This window comes from Mesorhizobium sp. C432A, from assembly GCF_030323145.1.
Taxonomy (GTDB): Bacteria; Pseudomonadota; Alphaproteobacteria; order Rhizobiales; family Rhizobiaceae; genus Mesorhizobium.
On sequence record NZ_CP100470.1, the window covers coordinates 4871637 to 4889501 of the forward strand.

The 17865-nt window shown below is 62.6% G+C and carries 16 protein-coding genes; 4 read left to right on the top strand and 12 right to left on the bottom strand.

Features of this window, described 5'->3' with window-relative positions; translation table 11 throughout:
- Nucleotides 1-7: 7 nt before the first annotated feature.
- The 3 genes from NLY33_RS23880 to hmgA are packed head-to-tail and all read right to left on the bottom strand — an operon-like array spanning nt 8 to nt 3229.
- Nucleotides 8-1021: a fumarylacetoacetate hydrolase family protein gene (locus tag NLY33_RS23880; protein WP_023705772.1), complete on the bottom strand. Its 1014-nt coding sequence runs from the start codon at nt 1019-1021 to the stop codon at nt 8-10.
- Nucleotides 1018-1905 (bottom strand): MBL fold metallo-hydrolase, encoded by an 888-nt coding sequence (locus NLY33_RS23885; protein WP_023705771.1) that lies wholly within the window; start codon nt 1903-1905, stop codon nt 1018-1020. Before NLY33_RS23885 ends, NLY33_RS23880 begins: the two co-directional genes overlap by 4 nt.
- A gap of 10 nt (nt 1906-1915) precedes the next feature.
- Nucleotides 1916-3229: a homogentisate 1,2-dioxygenase gene (gene hmgA, locus NLY33_RS23890; protein ID WP_023705770.1), complete on the bottom strand. Its 1314-nt coding sequence runs from the start codon at nt 3227-3229 to the stop codon at nt 1916-1918.
- 149 nt (nt 3230-3378) lie between these two features.
- On the opposite strand from hmgA, the gene NLY33_RS23895 reads away from it, so the two are divergent.
- A complete protein-coding gene (locus tag NLY33_RS23895; protein ID WP_031197383.1) occupies nt 3379-3789 on the top strand; it encodes a MarR family winged helix-turn-helix transcriptional regulator in 411 nt (136 codons plus the stop codon).
- Between the two features lie 31 nt (nt 3790-3820).
- Here NLY33_RS23895 and NLY33_RS23900 read toward each other — a convergent pair whose 3' ends face one another.
- The 3 genes from NLY33_RS23900 to NLY33_RS23910 form a co-directional block, all read right to left on the bottom strand.
- On the bottom strand, nt 3821-4444 hold the full coding sequence (locus NLY33_RS23900; protein WP_023705768.1) for a DUF4304 domain-containing protein: 624 nt from the start codon (nt 4442-4444) through the stop codon (nt 3821-3823).
- 18 nt (nt 4445-4462) lie between these two features.
- Complete coding sequence (tdh, locus tag NLY33_RS23905) at nt 4463-5497, bottom strand: L-threonine 3-dehydrogenase (RefSeq protein ID WP_023705767.1); 1035 nt, start codon at nt 5495-5497, stop codon at nt 4463-4465.
- A gap of 169 nt (nt 5498-5666) precedes the next feature.
- The gene (locus NLY33_RS23910; RefSeq protein ID WP_023705766.1) at nt 5667-6854 is read right to left on the bottom strand and encodes a glycine C-acetyltransferase; all 1188 of its coding nucleotides are present in this window, start codon (nt 6852-6854) and stop codon (nt 5667-5669) included.
- 308 nt (nt 6855-7162) lie between these two features.
- Between NLY33_RS23910 and NLY33_RS23915 the strand changes: the two genes are divergently transcribed.
- Complete coding sequence (locus NLY33_RS23915) at nt 7163-9229, top strand: putative bifunctional diguanylate cyclase/phosphodiesterase (RefSeq protein WP_023672920.1); 2067 nt, start codon at nt 7163-7165, stop codon at nt 9227-9229.
- Nucleotides 9230-9250: 21 nt separating this feature from the next.
- On the opposite strand, the gene NLY33_RS23920 is transcribed toward NLY33_RS23915, so the two are convergent.
- Entirely contained in the window at nt 9251-9655 is a 405-nt protein-coding gene (locus NLY33_RS23920; protein ID WP_023672921.1) for a MarR family winged helix-turn-helix transcriptional regulator, read from the bottom strand.
- Between the two features lie 190 nt (nt 9656-9845).
- Between NLY33_RS23920 and NLY33_RS23925 the strand changes: the two genes are divergently transcribed.
- The gene (locus NLY33_RS23925) at nt 9846-10253 is read left to right on the top strand and encodes a hypothetical protein (protein WP_023682929.1); all 408 of its coding nucleotides are present in this window, start codon (nt 9846-9848) and stop codon (nt 10251-10253) included.
- A gap of 220 nt (nt 10254-10473) precedes the next feature.
- Here NLY33_RS23925 and NLY33_RS23930 read toward each other — a convergent pair whose 3' ends face one another.
- Entirely contained in the window at nt 10474-12519 is a 2046-nt protein-coding gene (locus tag NLY33_RS23930; RefSeq protein WP_023705764.1) for an oxidoreductase, read from the bottom strand.
- 140 nt (nt 12520-12659) lie between these two features.
- Here NLY33_RS23930 and queF point away from each other — a divergent pair, with 140 nt between their 5' ends.
- Nucleotides 12660-13121 carry a preQ(1) synthase gene (queF, locus tag NLY33_RS23935; protein WP_023682931.1) on the top strand — a complete coding sequence of 154 codons (462 nt, stop codon included), beginning with the start codon at nt 12660-12662 and terminating at the stop codon, nt 13119-13121.
- Between the two features lie 218 nt (nt 13122-13339).
- Here the strand turns inward: queF and NLY33_RS23940 are convergent, their stop codons facing one another.
- The 4 genes from NLY33_RS23940 to NLY33_RS23955 all read right to left on the bottom strand — a co-directional run bounded on the left by NLY33_RS23940 (nt 13340) and on the right by NLY33_RS23955 (nt 17789).
- The gene (locus NLY33_RS23940; protein ID WP_023682932.1) at nt 13340-13951 is read right to left on the bottom strand and encodes a hypothetical protein; all 612 of its coding nucleotides are present in this window, start codon (nt 13949-13951) and stop codon (nt 13340-13342) included.
- Nucleotides 13952-13955: 4 nt separating this feature from the next.
- On the bottom strand, nt 13956-14435 hold the full coding sequence (locus NLY33_RS23945) for a DUF3828 domain-containing protein (protein ID WP_023705763.1): 480 nt from the start codon (nt 14433-14435) through the stop codon (nt 13956-13958).
- Nucleotides 14436-14527: 92 nt separating this feature from the next.
- Nucleotides 14528-16177, bottom strand: a complete 1650-nt coding sequence (locus NLY33_RS23950) for an ABC transporter substrate-binding protein (protein WP_023705762.1) — start codon at nt 16175-16177, stop codon at nt 14528-14530.
- 61 nt (nt 16178-16238) lie between these two features.
- Nucleotides 16239-17789 (bottom strand): trimethylamine methyltransferase family protein, encoded by a 1551-nt coding sequence (locus NLY33_RS23955; protein ID WP_023694427.1) that lies wholly within the window; start codon nt 17787-17789, stop codon nt 16239-16241.
- Nucleotides 17790-17865: the final 76 nt, after the last annotated feature.

The following is a 17865-nucleotide window of genomic DNA, read 5'->3' on the forward strand; positions in this document are numbered from 1 at the left end:
CCCCCTCTTATGCCTGGGACTTCTCGACCTTCTGCTCGATGGCGCCGAAGATCGAGTTTCCGCTTTTATTCTTCATCTCGATACGCACCGTATCGCCAAAGCGCAGGAACGGCGCCTTGGGCTCGCCAGACTCAATGGTCTCGATCATGCGCAGTTCAGCGATGCAGGAATAGCCGGCGCCGCCGGCCGCCACCGGTTTGCCCGGCCCGCCATCCAGCTTGTTGGAGACGGTGCCGGAGCCGATGATGGTGCCGGCAACCAGCGGCCGTGTCTTTGCGGCATGGGCAATCAGCGCCGGGAAGTCGAAGGTCATGTCGACGCCGGCATTAGCACGGCCGAACGGCTTGCCGTTGACGTCGGCGAGCAGAGGCAGGTTGACCTTGCCGCCATCCCAGGCGTCGCCGAGTTCGTCCGGCGTCACCGCCACCGGCGAAAAAGCCGAGGACGGCTTCGACTGGAAGAAGCCAAACCCCTTGGCGAGCTCGGGTCCGGTGAGCGCGCGCAGCGTCACATCATTGACCAGCATGACCAGCCGGATGGCGGCGCGCGCCTGGTCGAGGCTGGCGCCCATCGGCACATCGTCGACGACGACGGCGACCTCCGCCTCCATGTCGATGCCGAAGGCTTCGTCCGCCGCGCGGATCGGCTCGCGCGGCGCGATAAAGGAATCCGAGCCACCCTGGTAGATCAGCGGATCGGTCCAGAAGCTTGCCGGCATCTCGGCGCCGCGGGCTTTGCGCACCAGCTCGACGTGGTTCACATAGGCAGAACCATCGGCCCATTGATAGGCGCGCGGCAGCGGCGAATGGGCGTCATGCTCATGGAAGCGTGCCGACGGCACCGCATTGTTCTCCAGCGATTCGGCGATCGTCGCCAGGTGCGGCGAAATCCGCTGCCAGTCGTCGAGTGCGGCCTGCAGCGTGCGCGCCAGGAACGAGGCGTCGGTGAAGCGCGTCAGGTCGCGCGAGACGACGACAAGCTTTCCGTCGCGCGTTCCGTCCCTCAATGTGGCAAGCTTCATGCGGTTTCCTCTCCTGATGCGGCTTTGGCGCCGTCTAATTTCACAACAAGGCCGTCGCGGGCAATCGTCAAGTCACCCACCCATGATTTCCTGACAGCAGCCTCCCAGTCGGCCTCGCCGATCTCGGGATCATCGGCCGGAATGAGGTGGTTGAGCACCAGCCTCTTCACCCCGGCATCGCTGGCGATGCGGCCTGCCTGCTCGGCAAATGAGTGGCTGGCAAGCAGATGCTCTTTCAGCCGCGCGCCATTGCCGGTCCTGGCGACCAGCCGCTCGATGCCTTCTTCCAGCATGGCCTCATGGACGAGAATGTCGGCATTTCGGGCAAAGCCTGCGAGCGGCGGAAAGAAGGCTGTGTCGGCCGAGAACACGACGCTATTCGCACCATGCTCGAAGCGCAGCGCGAAACAGTCGGTCACCGGCGGATGGTCGACGCGCAGTGCCGAGACCTTCAGGCCGCGCTGCGCAAAAATCTCGCCCTCGCCGAATTCCACGATCGAAACCATTTCGCGAATGTCCGGCCTGCCCTCATCGACGATGCGAATTTCGATGTCGAACTCCATCGCCTGGCAGAAACGGCGCCAGTATTGGCCGGTGCCGGGCGGTCCGAACAGCGTCACCGGGCTGGCGAGGCCGGCGGTCCAGGCGGTGTGGAGCAACGGGCCCAGTTCCAGCACATGGTCGGAATGCAGATGGGTGATGAAGACCAGGTCGAGCGCCTTCAGGCTGACGGCGGCATCGACCAGGCCGCGCGTGACGCCGAGCCCGCAATCGACGACGATGGTTCGCCCGCCCAGTTCCAGCAGCGACGAACTCGGCCACGGCCCGCCCGGCCGCAGCGCCGGGCCGCCCTTGGAGCCGAGAAGCACCAGCCGGTCGTTCATTGGGCTGATCTCAAGACCAGTCGCCCTCCGGCGTGCCGTTGAAACGCTTCTTCAGATCGGTCCAGCAATCGATGTAATTGTCCTGCCTCGTTTCAAGCTCGGCGCCGTAGCGGGTGAGCATTTGCGGGAATCGGGTCTCGAACATGAAGGCCATGGTGTTGTCGAGCTTGACCGGTTTCAGCTCCGAGCGCGAGGCCTTTTCGAAGCCAGGCGCGTCTGGGCCGTGGGCCAGCATCAGATTGTGCAGGCTGATGCCGCCCGGGACAAAACCTTCTTCCTTGGCGTCGTACTGGCCGTGGATCAGGCCCATGAACTCGCTCATGATGTTTCGGTGGTACCAGGGCGGGCGGAACGTATCCTCCGCCACCAGCCAGCGCGGCGGGAAGATGACGAAGTCGATGTTGGCGGTGCCCTCCTCGCCGCTCGGCGCCGTCAGCACGGTGAAGATCGACGGATCGGGATGGTCGAACAGGATGGCGCCGACCGGAGAAAACGTCGCCAGATCATATTTGTAGGGCGCATAATTGCCGTGCCAGGCGACGACGTCGAGCGGCGAATGGCCGATCTCGGTGACGTTGAAATTGCCGCACCATTTCACCGTCAGCCGGCACGGCGTCTCCTTCTCCTCGAACCAGGCGCAGGGCGTCTTGAAGTCGCGCGGATTGGCGAGGCAATTGGCGCCGATCGGACCGCGGTCGGGCAGCGTCAGCTTGGCACCATAGTTTTCGCAGACATAGCCGCGCACTTCCTTGTCGATGAGCTCGACCTTGAACACCAGCCCGCGCGGCAAAACGGCGATCTCGCCGGGCCGCAGCTCGATGACGCCCATCTCGGTGACGAAGCGCAAGGCGCCGACCTGGGGGACGATCAGCAACTCGCCATCGGCATTGAAGAAATGGTCGTCGACCATCGATCGGTTGGCGACATAGACATGCGCGGCCATGCCGCTTTGGCCCAGCACATCTCCGGCGCTGGTGATGGTGCGCATCCCTTGAATGAAATCGGTCGGCTCCTTCGGCATCGGCACCGGGTTCCAGCGGTACTGGCCGAGCGCCAGCTCGTGGTCGCCGACATTGGGAGCGGTCTTCCACAGGGGATAGCTCGCCGCCTTGAAGCGGCCGGTGTGTTTTACGCTCGGCCGGATGCGGTAGAGCCAGGAGCGCTCATTGGTGCCGCGCGGGGCGGTGAAGGGCGAGCCCGAGAGCTGCTCGGCATAAAGTCCGTAAGCCGGTCGCTGCGGGGAATTGCGCCCTTGCGGCAGCGAGCCGGGCAGCGTTTCGGTCTCAAAATCATTGCCGAAGCCCGGCATGTAGGAAAATTCCATCCGATCCTCCCTGATCCCGACCGCCGCGAAGCGAGGCCTGCCGGCTATGTTGACCAAACTGGTTTCATTTGTAACCATCGAAAATGTAACTATCAACGGCTGATGCCGCATCCACGGTGCGCATATGAACCCTCGAACTCGAAAATTTCCTGCCCTACCGGCTCTACCGGCTGGCCGATGCCGTCAGCCGCGAATTTTCAAAAATCTACCGCGACCGTCACGGTCTGACGCGGCCGGAATGGCGCGCCCTGTCAGGGCTCGGACAGCGCGGCACCATGACGGCGACAGCGCTTGGCGAACAGTCGGCCATGCACAAGACCAAGGTGTCGCGCGCCGTGGCGGAACTGGAGCGAAGGCGCTGGCTGGTACGCACAACTGACGAGAATGATCGACGTGTGGAGCACCTGGCGCTGACGAAGGCGGGGCTGGCGGCCTATGGCGAAATGGTGCCGCTGGCGAAGGCGTTCGAACGGGAGTTGCTGGAGAGGTTGAGCACAGAGGAGCGGACAGCGATTGTGAGCGGCGTGGCGGCGCTGGAGGCAAAACTCACCTTGGGTTGAGATCTTCCCATAAGTTCGACCGTCGCTGAAATCAGATCGCGAATGCGGCAGGCAACGCCCCTAGACCGTAATAGGCGCGTTCGGCTTCAATGAAGCCTCTGACACGGCTTCGAAATGCCGCCGGATCATCAATGTAGGCTAGAAGCGCCTGCGCTTGCGAAGCCGCGTGTCTTTGAGCGCTTTCAAACAGTCGCCTTGCCGTTTCAAAATCACCGGCCAAACCAGCCGCCACCCCGGTGTGGAAGGCCGCCCACTCGCCGTAGGCGCCCGGCTGCAATTCACTCACGAGGATTTTCGCTGTGGTTTGGACGGAAGGGAACATCGATCGGTGAACCTGATCGATTTCGACGACCTTCTTGGCCATTTGATCAACCGCGAGAAGAAACTGTGGCGGGCTCTCGAACGGAGCGAACTGTCCAATGCGCTCAACGCGATCGAAGGTAATCGTTTCCGGAAGCGAACCCCAGAGCCAGTGGACTGCTACGTTAAGGTAAGTGCCCTTGGACCAGGAACTGGGCTGGAACTCGACTACACTTAGCCAGAAGCCGCGATCGGCGATCCAGATTCGGGACTGCCCTTTGCGTCGAAATCCGGCCGGCTTCAGTACGAGCTTTGCCTGCGAGGCAATGATACGACCGTGCTCATTGTCCGCCATCTTGCACCCACACGTGCCTCACCAATCCATCACCACCTTGCCCGAACTGCCGCTCCGCATCGCGTCAAACCCCGTCTGGAAATCGTCGATCCCAATGCGGTGCGTAATCAGACCCGACACATCCAGCGGCCCCTGCACCAGGGCGATCATCTTGTACCAGGTCTCGAACATTTCGCGGCCGTAGATGCCCTTCAAGTGCAGCATCTTGAAGATGACCTTGTTCCAGTCGATTTCGAAGCCGGTCGGCGCGATGCCCAGAATGGCGATCTTGCCGCCATTGTTCATGGTGTCGATCATGTCGCGAAAGGCGGGCGCGGCGCCCGACATTTCGAGGCCGACGTCAAAACCCTCGGTCATGCCCAGCGCCGGCATAACGTCGCGCAGTTTTTCCTTCGAGGCATCGACGACATGCTGGACGCCGAGCTTTTTGGCCAGCGCCAGCCGCACCGGGTTGATGTCGGTGATGACGACTTTTCGCGCCCCCACACATTGGGCAACGAGCGCGCCCATGATGCCGATCGGCCCGGCGCCGGTGACCAGAACGTCTTCACCGACCAGGTCGAAGGACAGAGCGGTGTGGACGGCATTGCCCAAGGGATCGAAAATCGCCGCGATCTCGTCGGGCACATCGTCGGGGATCGGCACGACATTGTGCTGCGGAATCGCCAGATACTCGCCGAAGGCGCCGGGACGGTTGACGCCGACGCCGAGCGTGTTGCGGCAGAGATGGCCCCTGCCGGCGCGGCAATTGCGGCAATGGCCGCAGACGATGTGGCCTTCGCTGGAGACGCGCTGGCCGACCTTGTATTCGGTGACCGCAGCACCAAAATCGGCAACCGTGCCGACGAATTCATGGCCGGTCACCATCGGCACCGGCACCGTCTTTTGCGCCCACTGGTCCCAATTGTAGATGTGCACGTCGGTGCCGCAGATCGCCGTCTTCTTGACCTTGATCAGCACGTCGTTAGGGCCGATCTCCGGCACCGGCACCTCTTCCATCCAGATGCCCGGTTCAGCCTTGGCCTTCACCAGCGCCTTCATCATGTTCGACATGCTACAACTCCTTACCCTCCCCCTTGTGGGGAGGGTGGCCCGAAGGGCCGGGTGGGGGTCAAAAACTGGCGGAGGTCGTGACCCTGCAGACCCCCACCCCGCCTCCCGCCCACTTGCTTCGCAAGCGGTCGAAAGTCGACCCTCCCCACAAAGGGGGAGGGTAAAACTCTCAGCCAATCACGCCCAGTTCCTTGCCGACCGCCGCGAATGCTGCCACGGCGCGGTCGATGTCGGCGGTGGAATGCGCCGCCGACATCTGGGTGCGGATGCGCGCCTGGCCTTTCGGCACCACCGGGAAGGAAAAGCCGATAACATAGATGCCGCGCTTCAGCATACGCGCCGCCATTTCCTGCGCCAGGCTGGCATCGCCCAGCATCACCGGGATGATCGGGTGATCGGCGCCGGCCAACGTGAAGCCAAGCTTGCCCATCTCGGAGCGAAAGCGCGCCGCATTGGCATAGAGGCGTTCGCGCAGGGCGTCGCCATTGCGGATCAGCTCGAACACCTTGATCGAGGCGCCGGCAATCGCCGGCATCAGCGTGTTGGAGAAGAGATAAGGCCGCGAACGCTGGCGCAGCCAGTCGACCACCTGGCTTTTGCCGGAGGTGTAGCCGCCGGAGGCGCCGCCGAGCGCCTTGCCGAGCGTGCCGGTGATGATATCCACCCTGCCCTCGACGCCGCAATGCTCGGCCGAGCCGCGGCCGTTTTTGCCGACGAAGCCGACGGCATGGCTGTCGTCGACCATGACCATGGCGTCGTATTTTTCCGCGAGGTCGCAGACGCCTTTAAGATTGGCGATGATGCCATCCATGGAGAACACACCGTCGGTGGCGATCAGGCGGAAGCGGCAGTCTTTCGCCTCCTTCAGCCGGGCTTCGAGATCGGCCATGTCGTTGTTGGCGTAGCGGAAACGCTTGGCCTTCGACAGCCGCACACCGTCGATGATCGAGGCATGGTTCAGCGCATCGGAAATGATCGCATCCTCCTCGCCGAGCAGTGTCTCGAACAGGCCGCCATTGGCGTCGAAGCAGGAGCCGTAGAGGATGGTGTCGTCCATGCCGAGGAATGATGAAATCGTTGATTCAAGCTGCTTGTGCTCTTCCTGCGTGCCGCAGATGAAGCGCACCGAGGCCATGCCGTAGCCGTAGCGGTCCAGCGCGCCTTTGGCTGCATCGCGCAATTCTGAGTTGTCGGCGAGGCCGAGATAGTTGTTGGCGCAGAAATTCAGCACCTTGTCGCCGCCGACCTCGATCTCAGCCGACTGGGTCGAGGTGATCACCCGCTCGGATTTGTAGAGCCCGGCGGATTTCAGCCCTTGCAGTTCGTTGTCGATATGGGAGAGGAATGCCGCGATCATGATCAGGTCCTGTTGAGATTGGCGCGACTGTCGCGCTACGCGCACTAAAAATCCACCGCAAAAGCGACCGCTTCGGTGGCGCGGCTGCCTCAACCCTGGCGCGATCCGATCGCATGGCCAGCATGCTGGAGTAGCAGGCACGCGAATTCGGCCATGCCGCGAAAGAACATGATAACCATCTCAGCAGCTTTCGTTTACTGCGGAGCAGCAGTTCCGCCGGCTTCCAAACCTGTTAACCCTTTCAAGGCAATGGTGTTCTTGCCACGAATCGGTGGCAGAAATCCGTCGACCGAGGGATCACCTAGAATATGTCGCAGCAGCCGGCGCAAACCGTCTCGGGCAAACTCATCCTGCTGATCAAGAGCGGCTACTGGCTGGCGCTGCTGATCATCGCCGCCATGGTGATGGCCTCCTTCATCCTGCTGCAGCAGATGATGGCGGCGCAACAGCACAACCATACTCTGCTCGACATCGTCAGCACCCAGAAGGCGCTGTCGCAGCGCATTGTCTTTTTGACCAGCGCAACCGGCTCCGCCGCGCGTGACAAGCAGCCGGCCCTGGTTGCCGCGCTGAAACAGGCGACCGCCGAGTTCGAGACGAACTACGACCTGCTGCTCAAACAGACGGGAGCCGACCCGCTGTCACCGGCATTGTCCGATCCAAAGTCGATCGAGAGCGTGCTTTACGGCAAGCCGTTCCACCTCGACTATTTCTCGGTCGGGCTGGTCGCCAATGGCGAAAGGCTGATCTCGTCCTTCGAATCCCAGCTCTCCGGCAATGCCGCCTACAAGGGCGGCGGCGAGCGCGTCAATCTCGATGCTTCCGTCGCCAATGCGACGCTGTCGGGTTATGCCGCGCTCGGCCAACGCATCGCCGCATTCGCAGACGAGCGGTCGGAAAAGCTCCTCGATCTCCATCGCACCTTGTTCTACGCCACCATCGGCGTCATCGTCCTGGTGGCGCTTTTCATCTTCCGGCCGATGTCGAAGGCGATCCTGCGCAAGACGCACGAGCTTGTCGATGCCCGCAATTCGATGGCCTTCATCGCCGTACATGACGGGCTGACCGGCCTGCACAACCGCACCTTCCTGACCGATCACTTCGAAACGCTGATCAAGGGCGCGCATCGCCGGCGTGAGAGGCTGGCGGTGATCCAGCTCGACCTCGACCGGTTCAAGCAGATCAACGACACACTCGGCCACGCCGCCGGCGACTATGTTCTGGTCGTCACCGCGCAGCGCATGCGCGATTCCTGCCGCGCGTCGGATCTCTGCGCGCGCCTTGGCGGCGACGAATTCGTGATGATCCTCAATGGCGCCGGCGGCCCCGAGGACATCAACATGCTGGCCCGGCGCATCCTGGAGGAGATCAACGAGCCGATTACCTTCCAGGGCACGACCATCCTTCCAGGGGCCAGCGCCGGCATTGCCGTCTATCCCATCGACGCCGACAATGCCGAGGATCTGCTCGTCCACGCCGACCTCGCGCTCTATTCCGCCAAGAAGCTCGGCGGCGGCAGCTTCTCGTTCTTCTCCGAGGAACTCAGGCGCGAACTCGATTACCGCAAGCAGCTCGAGCACGACATCAAGGTCGCCATTTCGGAGAACGCCTTCCAGGTCTATTTCCAGCCGCAGGTGTCGCTGAGCAACGGCGCCATCAGCGGCATCGAGGCGCTGGTGCGCTGGAAGCATGCCGAGCGCGGCATGATTGCGCCGGGCGAGTTCATTCCGGTCGCCGAAAAATGCGGCTTCATGCCCGAGATCGGCCGCATCGTCTTTACCAAGGCGATCGAGCAAGCAGCCGAATGGGATCGCGCCGGCATTGCCTTCGGCCGGCTTGCCGTCAACGTGTCCGGCACCGAGCTGCGCGAACCCGACTTCGACCGCTTCCTGTTCGCGACGCTGGAAAAGGCGGGCCTGGCGCCGCAGAAACTGTCGCTGGAAATCGTCGAATCCGTCATTCTCGACGACGAGAAGACGGGCATCGCGGCGAAGCTGCGCCACATCCGCGCTGCCGGCGTCCATCTTGAGCTCGACGATTTCGGCACCGGCTATGCCTCGCTCAGCCATGTCAATCCCAACGAGATCGACCGGCTGAAGATCGACCGCCGCTTCGTCCAGAACATCAACGAGAATGGCGACAACACCAAGATCGTGCGCGCCATCACCGAGCTGGCGCGCGGTCTCGGCATTTCGATCGTCGCCGAGGGCGCGGAAACCGAAGCCGAGCTCGATTCGCTGATGGCGATCGGCTGCGACCAGGTGCAGGGCTATTCCATCGCCTTCCCGATGCCGCAGGACAAAGCGCGCGAATGGCTGCTGGCGCGCAGCCCGAAGAAAGCCAAGCTGAAGGTGCTTCAGGGCAATTTAGCCTAGACTATTGCCCACCGGTGCCGGTCATTTGGCCGGCGCGACATTCGCCCGCAATGCCGCCAGCACCTCGGCGAACTCCGCCAGCCTGTCGTCCGGCAATCCCGCGCGCAGCCGCTTGTCGAAGATGAGAGCCGCCGCCCGCAGCTTCAGGAACATCGTTTCGCCCGCCTGCGTCAGCTCGACCAGATGAACCCGGCGGTTGTCCGGATCGCGGCGGCGCGTCAGCAAGCCTTGCGCCTCCATGGCGTTGAGATGGTGGGTGAGCGTGGCGCCCTGGATGCCGATCATGCCGGCAAGTTCGCGCTGGTTGGCAAGCTCGCTCGACTTGACCGAAAGCAAGGTCAGCCACACCGGCAGCGTGCCGCCGGCCTCGACCAAAGCGGCGTCAAAGGCCTGCGCCACCAGCTTGGAGGTGCGCGCGAGATTCATGCCGATTGGCGGACGGTCAAAGGGAGTCATGCGCCGACAGTAGAACAAGGCGCCGAGCGATGGAACGCGGCATTATACATTGACATCGAACCATTTGATATCTAACTATCATGCGTGTCGATCTGCCGAGTTCGTATTATCCGCGTTCGACAGGGATCCGAGGACGGGCGGCGGCAAGGAGGAAGCGGTCATGCAATATGTCTACATCGTCGTTATCGGCCTTCACGTCATGGCCGGTGTGTTCTGGGCTGGCACCACCATCACGCTTGCCCGCGACCCCGAGATCAGGGCGGAGCGCTTTATCGGACCGCAAATGGGCTCGGCCGGCATGGTGTTCGTGACCGGCGCCCTGCTCTGGTATTTCTTCCACGGCGCCTATTTCGGCTCGATGGAAATGGTGCTGGCGCTAGGCATCCTGGCCGCCTTCGCCGCTGCCGGCGTTCTCAGCGTCGTCGTCCGCAAGACCAGCCGGCAGCTTGCCGGCGCGGACGTCGCAACGGAAGCGGCGCTGCGCACCAAAATGGCCCGCGGCGAGCGCATCGCCGCCTGGCTGCTGGTGCTCACCGTGCTTTGCATGGCGACCGCCAGGATGATTTGAGCCCTGCCGCACGTCGCCTCCCGGTTGAAGACCATTCCGCATCGTGCGTCGCCTGGCTCTCGGCTGGTAGCGTACGCGGCGCACAGTTCGGACGGATGTGCAAGGTGGCTCTCCGCAGAGAGGTTTGGCTGCGCGCCACCCATCACTTTGATCGATCGAGTTGCGCCCGCCGGAAGGGTGAGATCGAGCTTTGGAACAAGCCGTAGGCCGGCTTGTAGCCTCAAACCCGCAAGCCGAACCTGATGCCGTCATAGATGGCGGCATGGATGTTGCGCGAGGCGACCGCATCGCCGATGCGCAACAGCACGAAGCCGCCTTCGGGATTGCGTGAAGGAAAAATATCGCCGCCGCCGACCAGCCGCTCATAGTCGACCGCGCCACCATTCTTCGACAGCGGTTTCAGCTGGAGATAGAGATCGTCGAGCGGCGCCGTGCCGTGCTCGACCACCACCTGGTCGACCCGCCTTTCGCCACGCCAGCCATCGGCAAAGTCGGAGGCGAGTTCGGCGACCAGCTGGTTGCCCTCGCGCCGTACCGAGCGCAGCCTGGTGTTGATGGTGATGGTGACGCCCTTCTCCTGGAAGGCGCGCATATAGGGCACGTGGTTCATGCCGCCCATTTCGGGGGCGAAGAAGCGCTCCGGCGAAACCAGCTCCAGTTTTGACCCTGCATTGGCGATCAGCTCCGCCGCGCCCATGCCCTGGTGGCCACCATTGTCGTCGAAGAGCAGCACGTTCTCCGCCGGCTTGATGCTGCCGGCCATGATGTCCCAACTCGACGTGACGAGATTGTCGCCTGATGTCAGCGGCGGGTTCTGTGGCAGGCCGCCGGTGGCGATCACCACCACGTCGGGCGACAGCGCCAGCACTTCGTCCTGCTCGGCCCAGGTGTCGTAGCGGATCCCGACGCCGAGCCGGTCGAGTTCGGCCAGCCGCCAGTCGATGATGCCGATCAACTCCTTGCGGCGCGGGTTCTGCGTCGCCAGCCGAACCTGGCCGCCGGCCTGACCGGAGGCTTCAAGCACCGTGACATGATGGCCGCGTTCGGCCATCACGCGAGCTGCCTCGAGCCCGCCAGCGCCAGCGCCAACGACAACGACGTTCCGCCTGGGCCCTTCGGTCTTCAGGATGATATGCGGAATCTCGGCCTCGCGGCCGGTCGCGGCATTGTGGACGCACAGCGCCTCGCCGCCTTCATAGATACGATCGAGGCAATAGGTGGCGCCGACGCAAGGCCGGATCTCGTGCTCGCGACCTTCCATGACCTTCTTGATGATGTGCGGGTCGGCGATATGGGCGCGGGTCATGCCGACCATATCGAGCTTGCCGGTCGCGATGGCGTGGCGCGCCGTGGCGACATCGGAAATCCGCGCCGCATGGAAGGTCGGGAACTTCGTTGCCGCCCTCACCTCGCCGGCGAAATCGAGATGCGGCGAAGAGCGCATGCCGGTCACCGGGATAACCTTGGTGAGCGCCGCGTCGCTTTCGATCGAGCCGCGGATGATGTTCAGGAAATCGACCTTGCCAGAATTGGCTAGCCGTCTCGCGATCTCGACGCCCTCGGCCTTCGACAGGCCTTTGTCAAAGTCCTCATCGGCGACCATGCGAATGCCGACGATGAACTTCTCACCGACGGCAGCCCGCACGGCATCCAGCACCATGTCGGTGAAGCGCAGCCGGTTGTCGAGCGAACCGCCGAACTCGTCGTCGCGATGGTTTGTGGCCGGCGACCAGAACCCGTCCATCAGATGGCCGTACGATTCGAACTCGATGCCGTCGAGGCCGGCCGCCTGGCAGCGCTGCGCAGCGGACGCATAGTCGGCGACGATGCGCTCGATGTCCCAGTCCTCGATAGTTTTCGGGAACGCGCGGTGCGCCGGCTCACGCACCGGCGAGGCCGACAGCACCGGCAGCCAGTCGGCCTTGTTCCAGCCGGTGCGGCGACCAAGATGGGTGATCTGGATCATCACCTTGCAGTCATGCTCGTGGCAGGCGTCCGCCAGTTCGGCCAGCCACGGCACGATGCGGTCGTCATAGACATGCAGATTGCCAAAGGCGGCCGGGCTGTCGCGCGAGACGATGGCCGAGCCCGCCGTCATGGTCAGCGCCATGCCGCCCTTGGCCTTTTCGGCGTGGTAGAGCCGGTAGCGCTGTTTCGGCATGCCGTCCTCGGAATAGGCCGGCTCGTGGCTGGTCGACATCACCCTGTTCTTCAGCGTCAGGTGTTTGAGCTGGTAAGGCTGGAGAAGCGGGTCGTTGCTGGTCATCATCTTCCTGCCATTCCAATTTGTGTCGGAGCAGCGCGTGCTGCTCCAGTTCTTGTCTTGAGCATCGAATTTATTCGAAAATCGCTGCACACTTTTCGGTCCGGTGCTAATGAGCGCGGAAAATCCCCAGGAAAACCGCGATGATCGATACCAAAACCCTCACCCAGCTCGGCGCCCACGTCGAGACGCCACAGAGCCCGGAGACCGCGGTCCTGGAGACCGTGCCGTTCCAGCGCGGCGACGGACCGCCGGCGATCGTGCGCTTCACCTGCCCGGAATTCACCTCGCTCTGCCCGGTAACCGGACAGCCGGATTTCGCTCATATCGTCATCGACTACGCACCCGATGCCACGCTCGTGGAATCGAAGTCGCTCAAACTGTTCATGACCTCGTTTCGCAACCATGGCGCTTTCCATGAAGACTGCACGGTGATGATCGGCCGCCGCATTGTGGCGGCAACGAAGCCGCTGTGGTTGCGCATAGGCGGCTATTGGTATCCGCGCGGCGGCATTCCGATCGATGTCTTCTGGCAGACCGGCGCTCCGCCCGAAGGCGCCTGGTTGCCCGACACCGGCGTTGCCCCCTATCGCGGAAGGGGCTGAAGCTATTTTGCGGAACTTTAGCGGGACAGCGCCCCCTCTGTCCTGCCGGACATCTCCCCAACACGGGGGGAGATTGGCCGCCACATAGGCTTTAGCTAATCTCAAATGATGCGGAGCGGGCGAGACGCTGGAACTGCTGATCTCCCCCCGTGTGGGGGAGATGTCCGGCAGGACAGAGGGGGGCGCGAAGGATCGCAGGCGCTGATCCTCAATCAACATTATTCGCACTGGTACTGGCTGAGCGCCCATTCACCGGTCACCGAAAGCAGATCGGATATCTTCCAGTCGCCGTCGACTTTCCTGAATTTCCATTCAAGGCGATGCGGGTTGCCGGCGACGACGAAGGCGACAATGACCTTGGCCTGGTCGCCATTGATCGCTTCGAGTGTCTTCAGGCTCTTATCGATCTCGGTCTTGTCATAGTCGGCATTGTCGAGCGCCATGTTGGGGTCGAGACATTCTCCCTGCCCGGATGTGCGCAACGCGTCGCTCTTGTCGAGAACGGTTTTTGCCGGGTCGATGAAGTGGCTGCGCTGCGCCGGATCGATCTCCAGTCCCACCTGATCGTAAAATGGCCGCACCACCGCCGTCGGGGATCCCGGCAGAATGGGTGCGGCCGGTGGGGCGTCGGCCGGCGGCCACCCAACCGGCGGTGTCGCCGGTTCCACCGCTGTCCCGGGTGGATTTGCGGGCGGTGCTGCGCCGGCCGGTGCCGTCACGGCCGGCGCATTGGCTGGCGGCGGGCCCAACAGGCCTTGTGCTGCGGCTGCGCTCATACCCACCGACAGCACGCACATGGGCGACAGCGCCAAGGCAAGACGGCGGAGCACGGGATCACTCCGGCGCTTTGTCGGGCATGCATTCCAGCGCGCTTAGCGTCCAGTTGCTGGTCTTGGAGGTGATGTCGGCGACCTTCCATTTGCCGTCGATTTTCTTCAGCGACCACAGCATTTCGCGTTTGGAATCATCGCCTTCCGCAAAAAGGCTGAAGGTGGCGGTGACTTCGGCCGTATCGCCATTGACGGTCTCGGCCAGCTTCAATGTCTTGGTAATCGACGTCTGGTCGAAATCCTGCGCGTCGAGGCCGGGATCGAAGTCGAGGCAGGCGACTTCGTCGGGCTTGTTCTTCGTGGCCTGGTCGTTGAGATCGAACAGCTTGGTCACCGGCTCGGTGAAGCGGTCGCGGTACTTTGCATCTCCCTCGAATTTCACCTCGGGCAGATAAAAGAACTTCACCGCGTTGGAAGCCGGCCCGGCCAGCACTGTCGCTGGCAAGGCAATCGAAAAGACAGCGGCAAGCACTATCGGTTTCATGCAGGATCTCCGGACGTTTGGCGGCAAGGTGCAATACCAGACATCCTGCATATCGGTTTTTTTGCGGCTCATGAAGCCCCGGCTGCACCGTCTCAGCCATCAAGCCAGACGTTCTGCAGGTCCATCTCGAAGGTCTGGTGGACGCCGTAGTTCTTCACCTTCTTGTTCATGTGGCTGTAGAGCTTCTGCCAGAAGGGTTGAATGATGACGCCGGAATCCTGCAGGATCTGCTCGACATCCTTCATCACCTCACGCCGCTTCTCCACATCGATCAGCGACAGCGCCTGCTTCAGCTTGGCGTCGAAGTCCGGGTTGGAATAGGCCGATTCATTCCAGGCCTCGCCGGTGCGATAACCAAGCGCCAGGACCTGGACGCCAAGCGGGCGCATGTACCAGATGGTCATCGAATAGGGATATTTCGTCCAGTCGTTCCAGAAGGTCGAGCCCGGCAGCACCGTGCGCTTGACCTTGATGCCGGCGTCGCGCAGTTGGCCGGCAATCGCGTCGCCGGTGTTCTTCTGCCAATCGTCCTCGACGGTGATCAGCTCGTGCTCGAAATCGGCCTGCCCAGCGTCGGCCATCAGTTTCTTGGCGCCGGCCGCGTCGCGCGTCTTCTTGGGCAGCGCGAAATATTCAGGATGGATAGGGCTGACATGGTGGTTTTCACCGACCGCCCCTCGCCCGGCATAGCCGAGTTCCAGCACCGCATTGTTGTCGACCGCCATCTGCAGCGCGTTGCGCACCCGCTGGTCGTCATAGGGCTGGTGGGTAACGTTCGTGCGGGCAACCAGCGTGGTTGCCGTCGCAACCTCGGACTTCTCCAGCCCCATCTTATCCAGGATGTCGATGAAGTCGGCCGGCGTCTCGAAATTGAGGTCTATCTCGCCGGATTCGAAGGCGTTGATCGAAGCGTTGAAGTCGGTGCCGTAGTCGATGAACTCGACGCTGTCGAGCGGCGCTTCACCACCCCACCACTTGCCGTTTTCACGACGCTTGACCACCGCCTTCTGGCCGACATCGTAGGAGACCAGTTCGAACGGGCCCGTGCCGATCGGCTTCTTGACCGGGTCGGCGCCGTCGGCGTCGAAATTGCGGTGGACGACGAGCGCGGGATAATCGGTGAGGTTCGGGATCAGCGAAATGTCGGGCGCGCTGAGCGTCAGCTTGACCGTATTGTCGTCGACCTTGGCGATCGCGCCTTCCCTGGCCTTGCCCGACTTTTCGTCGATCAGCCCGCCGACGCGAGCGGCCATGGAGTTGCCGGCGACCTTCTTCTCGCACCAGCGGGTAACATTGAAGACCACGTCATCCGCGTTGAAAGCATCGCCATTGTTCCAGGTGATGCCCTTGCGCACATGCAACGTGTATTCCGTGGCGTCGTCATTGATGTCCCAGCTTTCGAGCAGCACTGGCTCGAAGGTGAATTCCCTGGTGTAGCGGACCAGCGGCTCCAGCCAGCAGCGCGAGATGTTGGCGAGTTCCACCCAATCATAGGTGCGCGGATCTTTTTGGGCCTTGACCGACATCGATATGTGCAGCGTGCCGCCCTTCTTCGGCTCCTCGGCAAAAGCCTGTCCCGGCGCGGCAAGGCCGATCATGCCGTAGGCCAGCGCCGTCGATGCGCCGAACGCACTTGCCAATGCAAGAAACTCGCGCCGGTCCATACGGCCAGCACGCGTCTCTTGCGCCATCGCGTCGATGGCCGTTGGCACGCGATCGCCATTGCTTTTGAAAACTGTCATGTCTTTCTCCCTTGCGGTTCCCATCGGGTCTTCGCCCGTTATCAACTCATTCGTCGTTCTCTTAGCTAACGCTGTCGGGCAGCCTCTCTTCGCGCTGCGCGATAAAGTCCCTGAGGCCCTCGGCAATGCCCTCATCGAGTTTCGGCTCTTCATAGTCGGCCAGCATGTTGCGGGCTTTCTCGCGGCCGCGCGTGTCGTGGTCCTTCGCCCCTCCAGCCTTCCATTGTTCGTAGGAGTTGAAATCCATGATGGTGGGCATGAAGAATGCCGACTCGTAATGATCGAGCGTGTGCTGGGTGCCGAGGAAATGGCCCTGCGGCCCGACTTCGCGGATCGCCGCCATGGCCTCCTTGAAATCGTCGAACGGCAGGCCGCCGGCATATTTGTACCAGCCGACAAGCTGCTCGCAGTCGGTGGCGAATTTCGAATAGCCGCATGTCAGCCCGGCCTCCAACCAGCCGGCGGAGTGCCAGATGTAATTGGCGCCGGCGAGGATGGCGGCATGCATCAGCATGTTGGATTCATAGCCGGCCTGGGCGTCGTTGAGCTTGGAGCCGACATGGAAGCCGGAGGTTCGCCAGGGCAGTTTGTATTTCCGCGCCAGCGCGCCCATCAGATACATCATCTGGGCGGCTTCCGGCGTGCCGCCCATCGGCGCGCCGGTCTTCATGTCGACCGTCACCATGAACTGGCCGTAGATTTGCGGCGAACCCGGGCGCAGCAGTTGGGTGAAAGCGACGCCGGCCAATGCTTCGGCATTGACCTGCGCCACCGCGCCGACGGCCGAGGCCGAAGTCGATGCGCCGCACAGCGCAAAGGGAGCCAGGATCAGCGGCTGATTGCTGCGCGCATAGACCTTCATCGCGTCCAGCATGGTGGCGTCCCACACCAGCGGCGAGTTGCAGTTGGTAATGGACACCAGCACCGGGTTGTCGCGAACGAAATCTTCGCCAAAGACGATGCCCGCCATCGCCATCGTGTCTTCGGCGCGGTCTTTGGAAGTAACGATGCCCATGAACGGCTTGTCGGAGTGCTTCAGCGCCGAATGGATGATGTGGAGATGCCGTTTCGGCACCGCGATCTCCATCGGCTCGCAGATGATCGAACTCGACGAATGCAGCGCCGGCGCCATGTAGGCGAGCTTGTGGAAATTGTTGAGGTCTTCGAGCGTGCCATAGCGCCGGTTGTTGTCGAGGTCGCGCACGTAAGGCGCGCCATACATCGGCGCGAAGATGGAGTTCTTGCCGCCGACGCGCACGGTGCGCTCGGGATTACGCGCATTGAGGGTGAATTCGGACGGAACCTTCGCGACCAGTTCCATCAGCAGGCCGCGGTCGATGCGGACGCGTGTCTCGGACACGTCGGCGCCCGCCGCCTTCCACATGGCGATCGCCTCGTCGTCGCGGAACTCGCAACCGACCTCTTCGAGGATGGCGAGTGACTCCTGGTGGATCAGTTCCACCGCCTCGTCCGGGACCATCTGGTAGGTGGGGATCTCGCGGACCAGCGTCGGGAACGAGGTGACGGGGGCGCTCCTCAGCGCCTTGCGTCCGAGGCGACCGCCGCCGCGGCGGTGGGTTTGCTCGGTCAGTTCAGTGGCCGGTGCGTTCATGGAGCCTCCTCATTCCGTCCAACCAAGTTAGCGAGAGGAAATATGGATGTGATGCTGGAAAATCCTGATCTCTTGT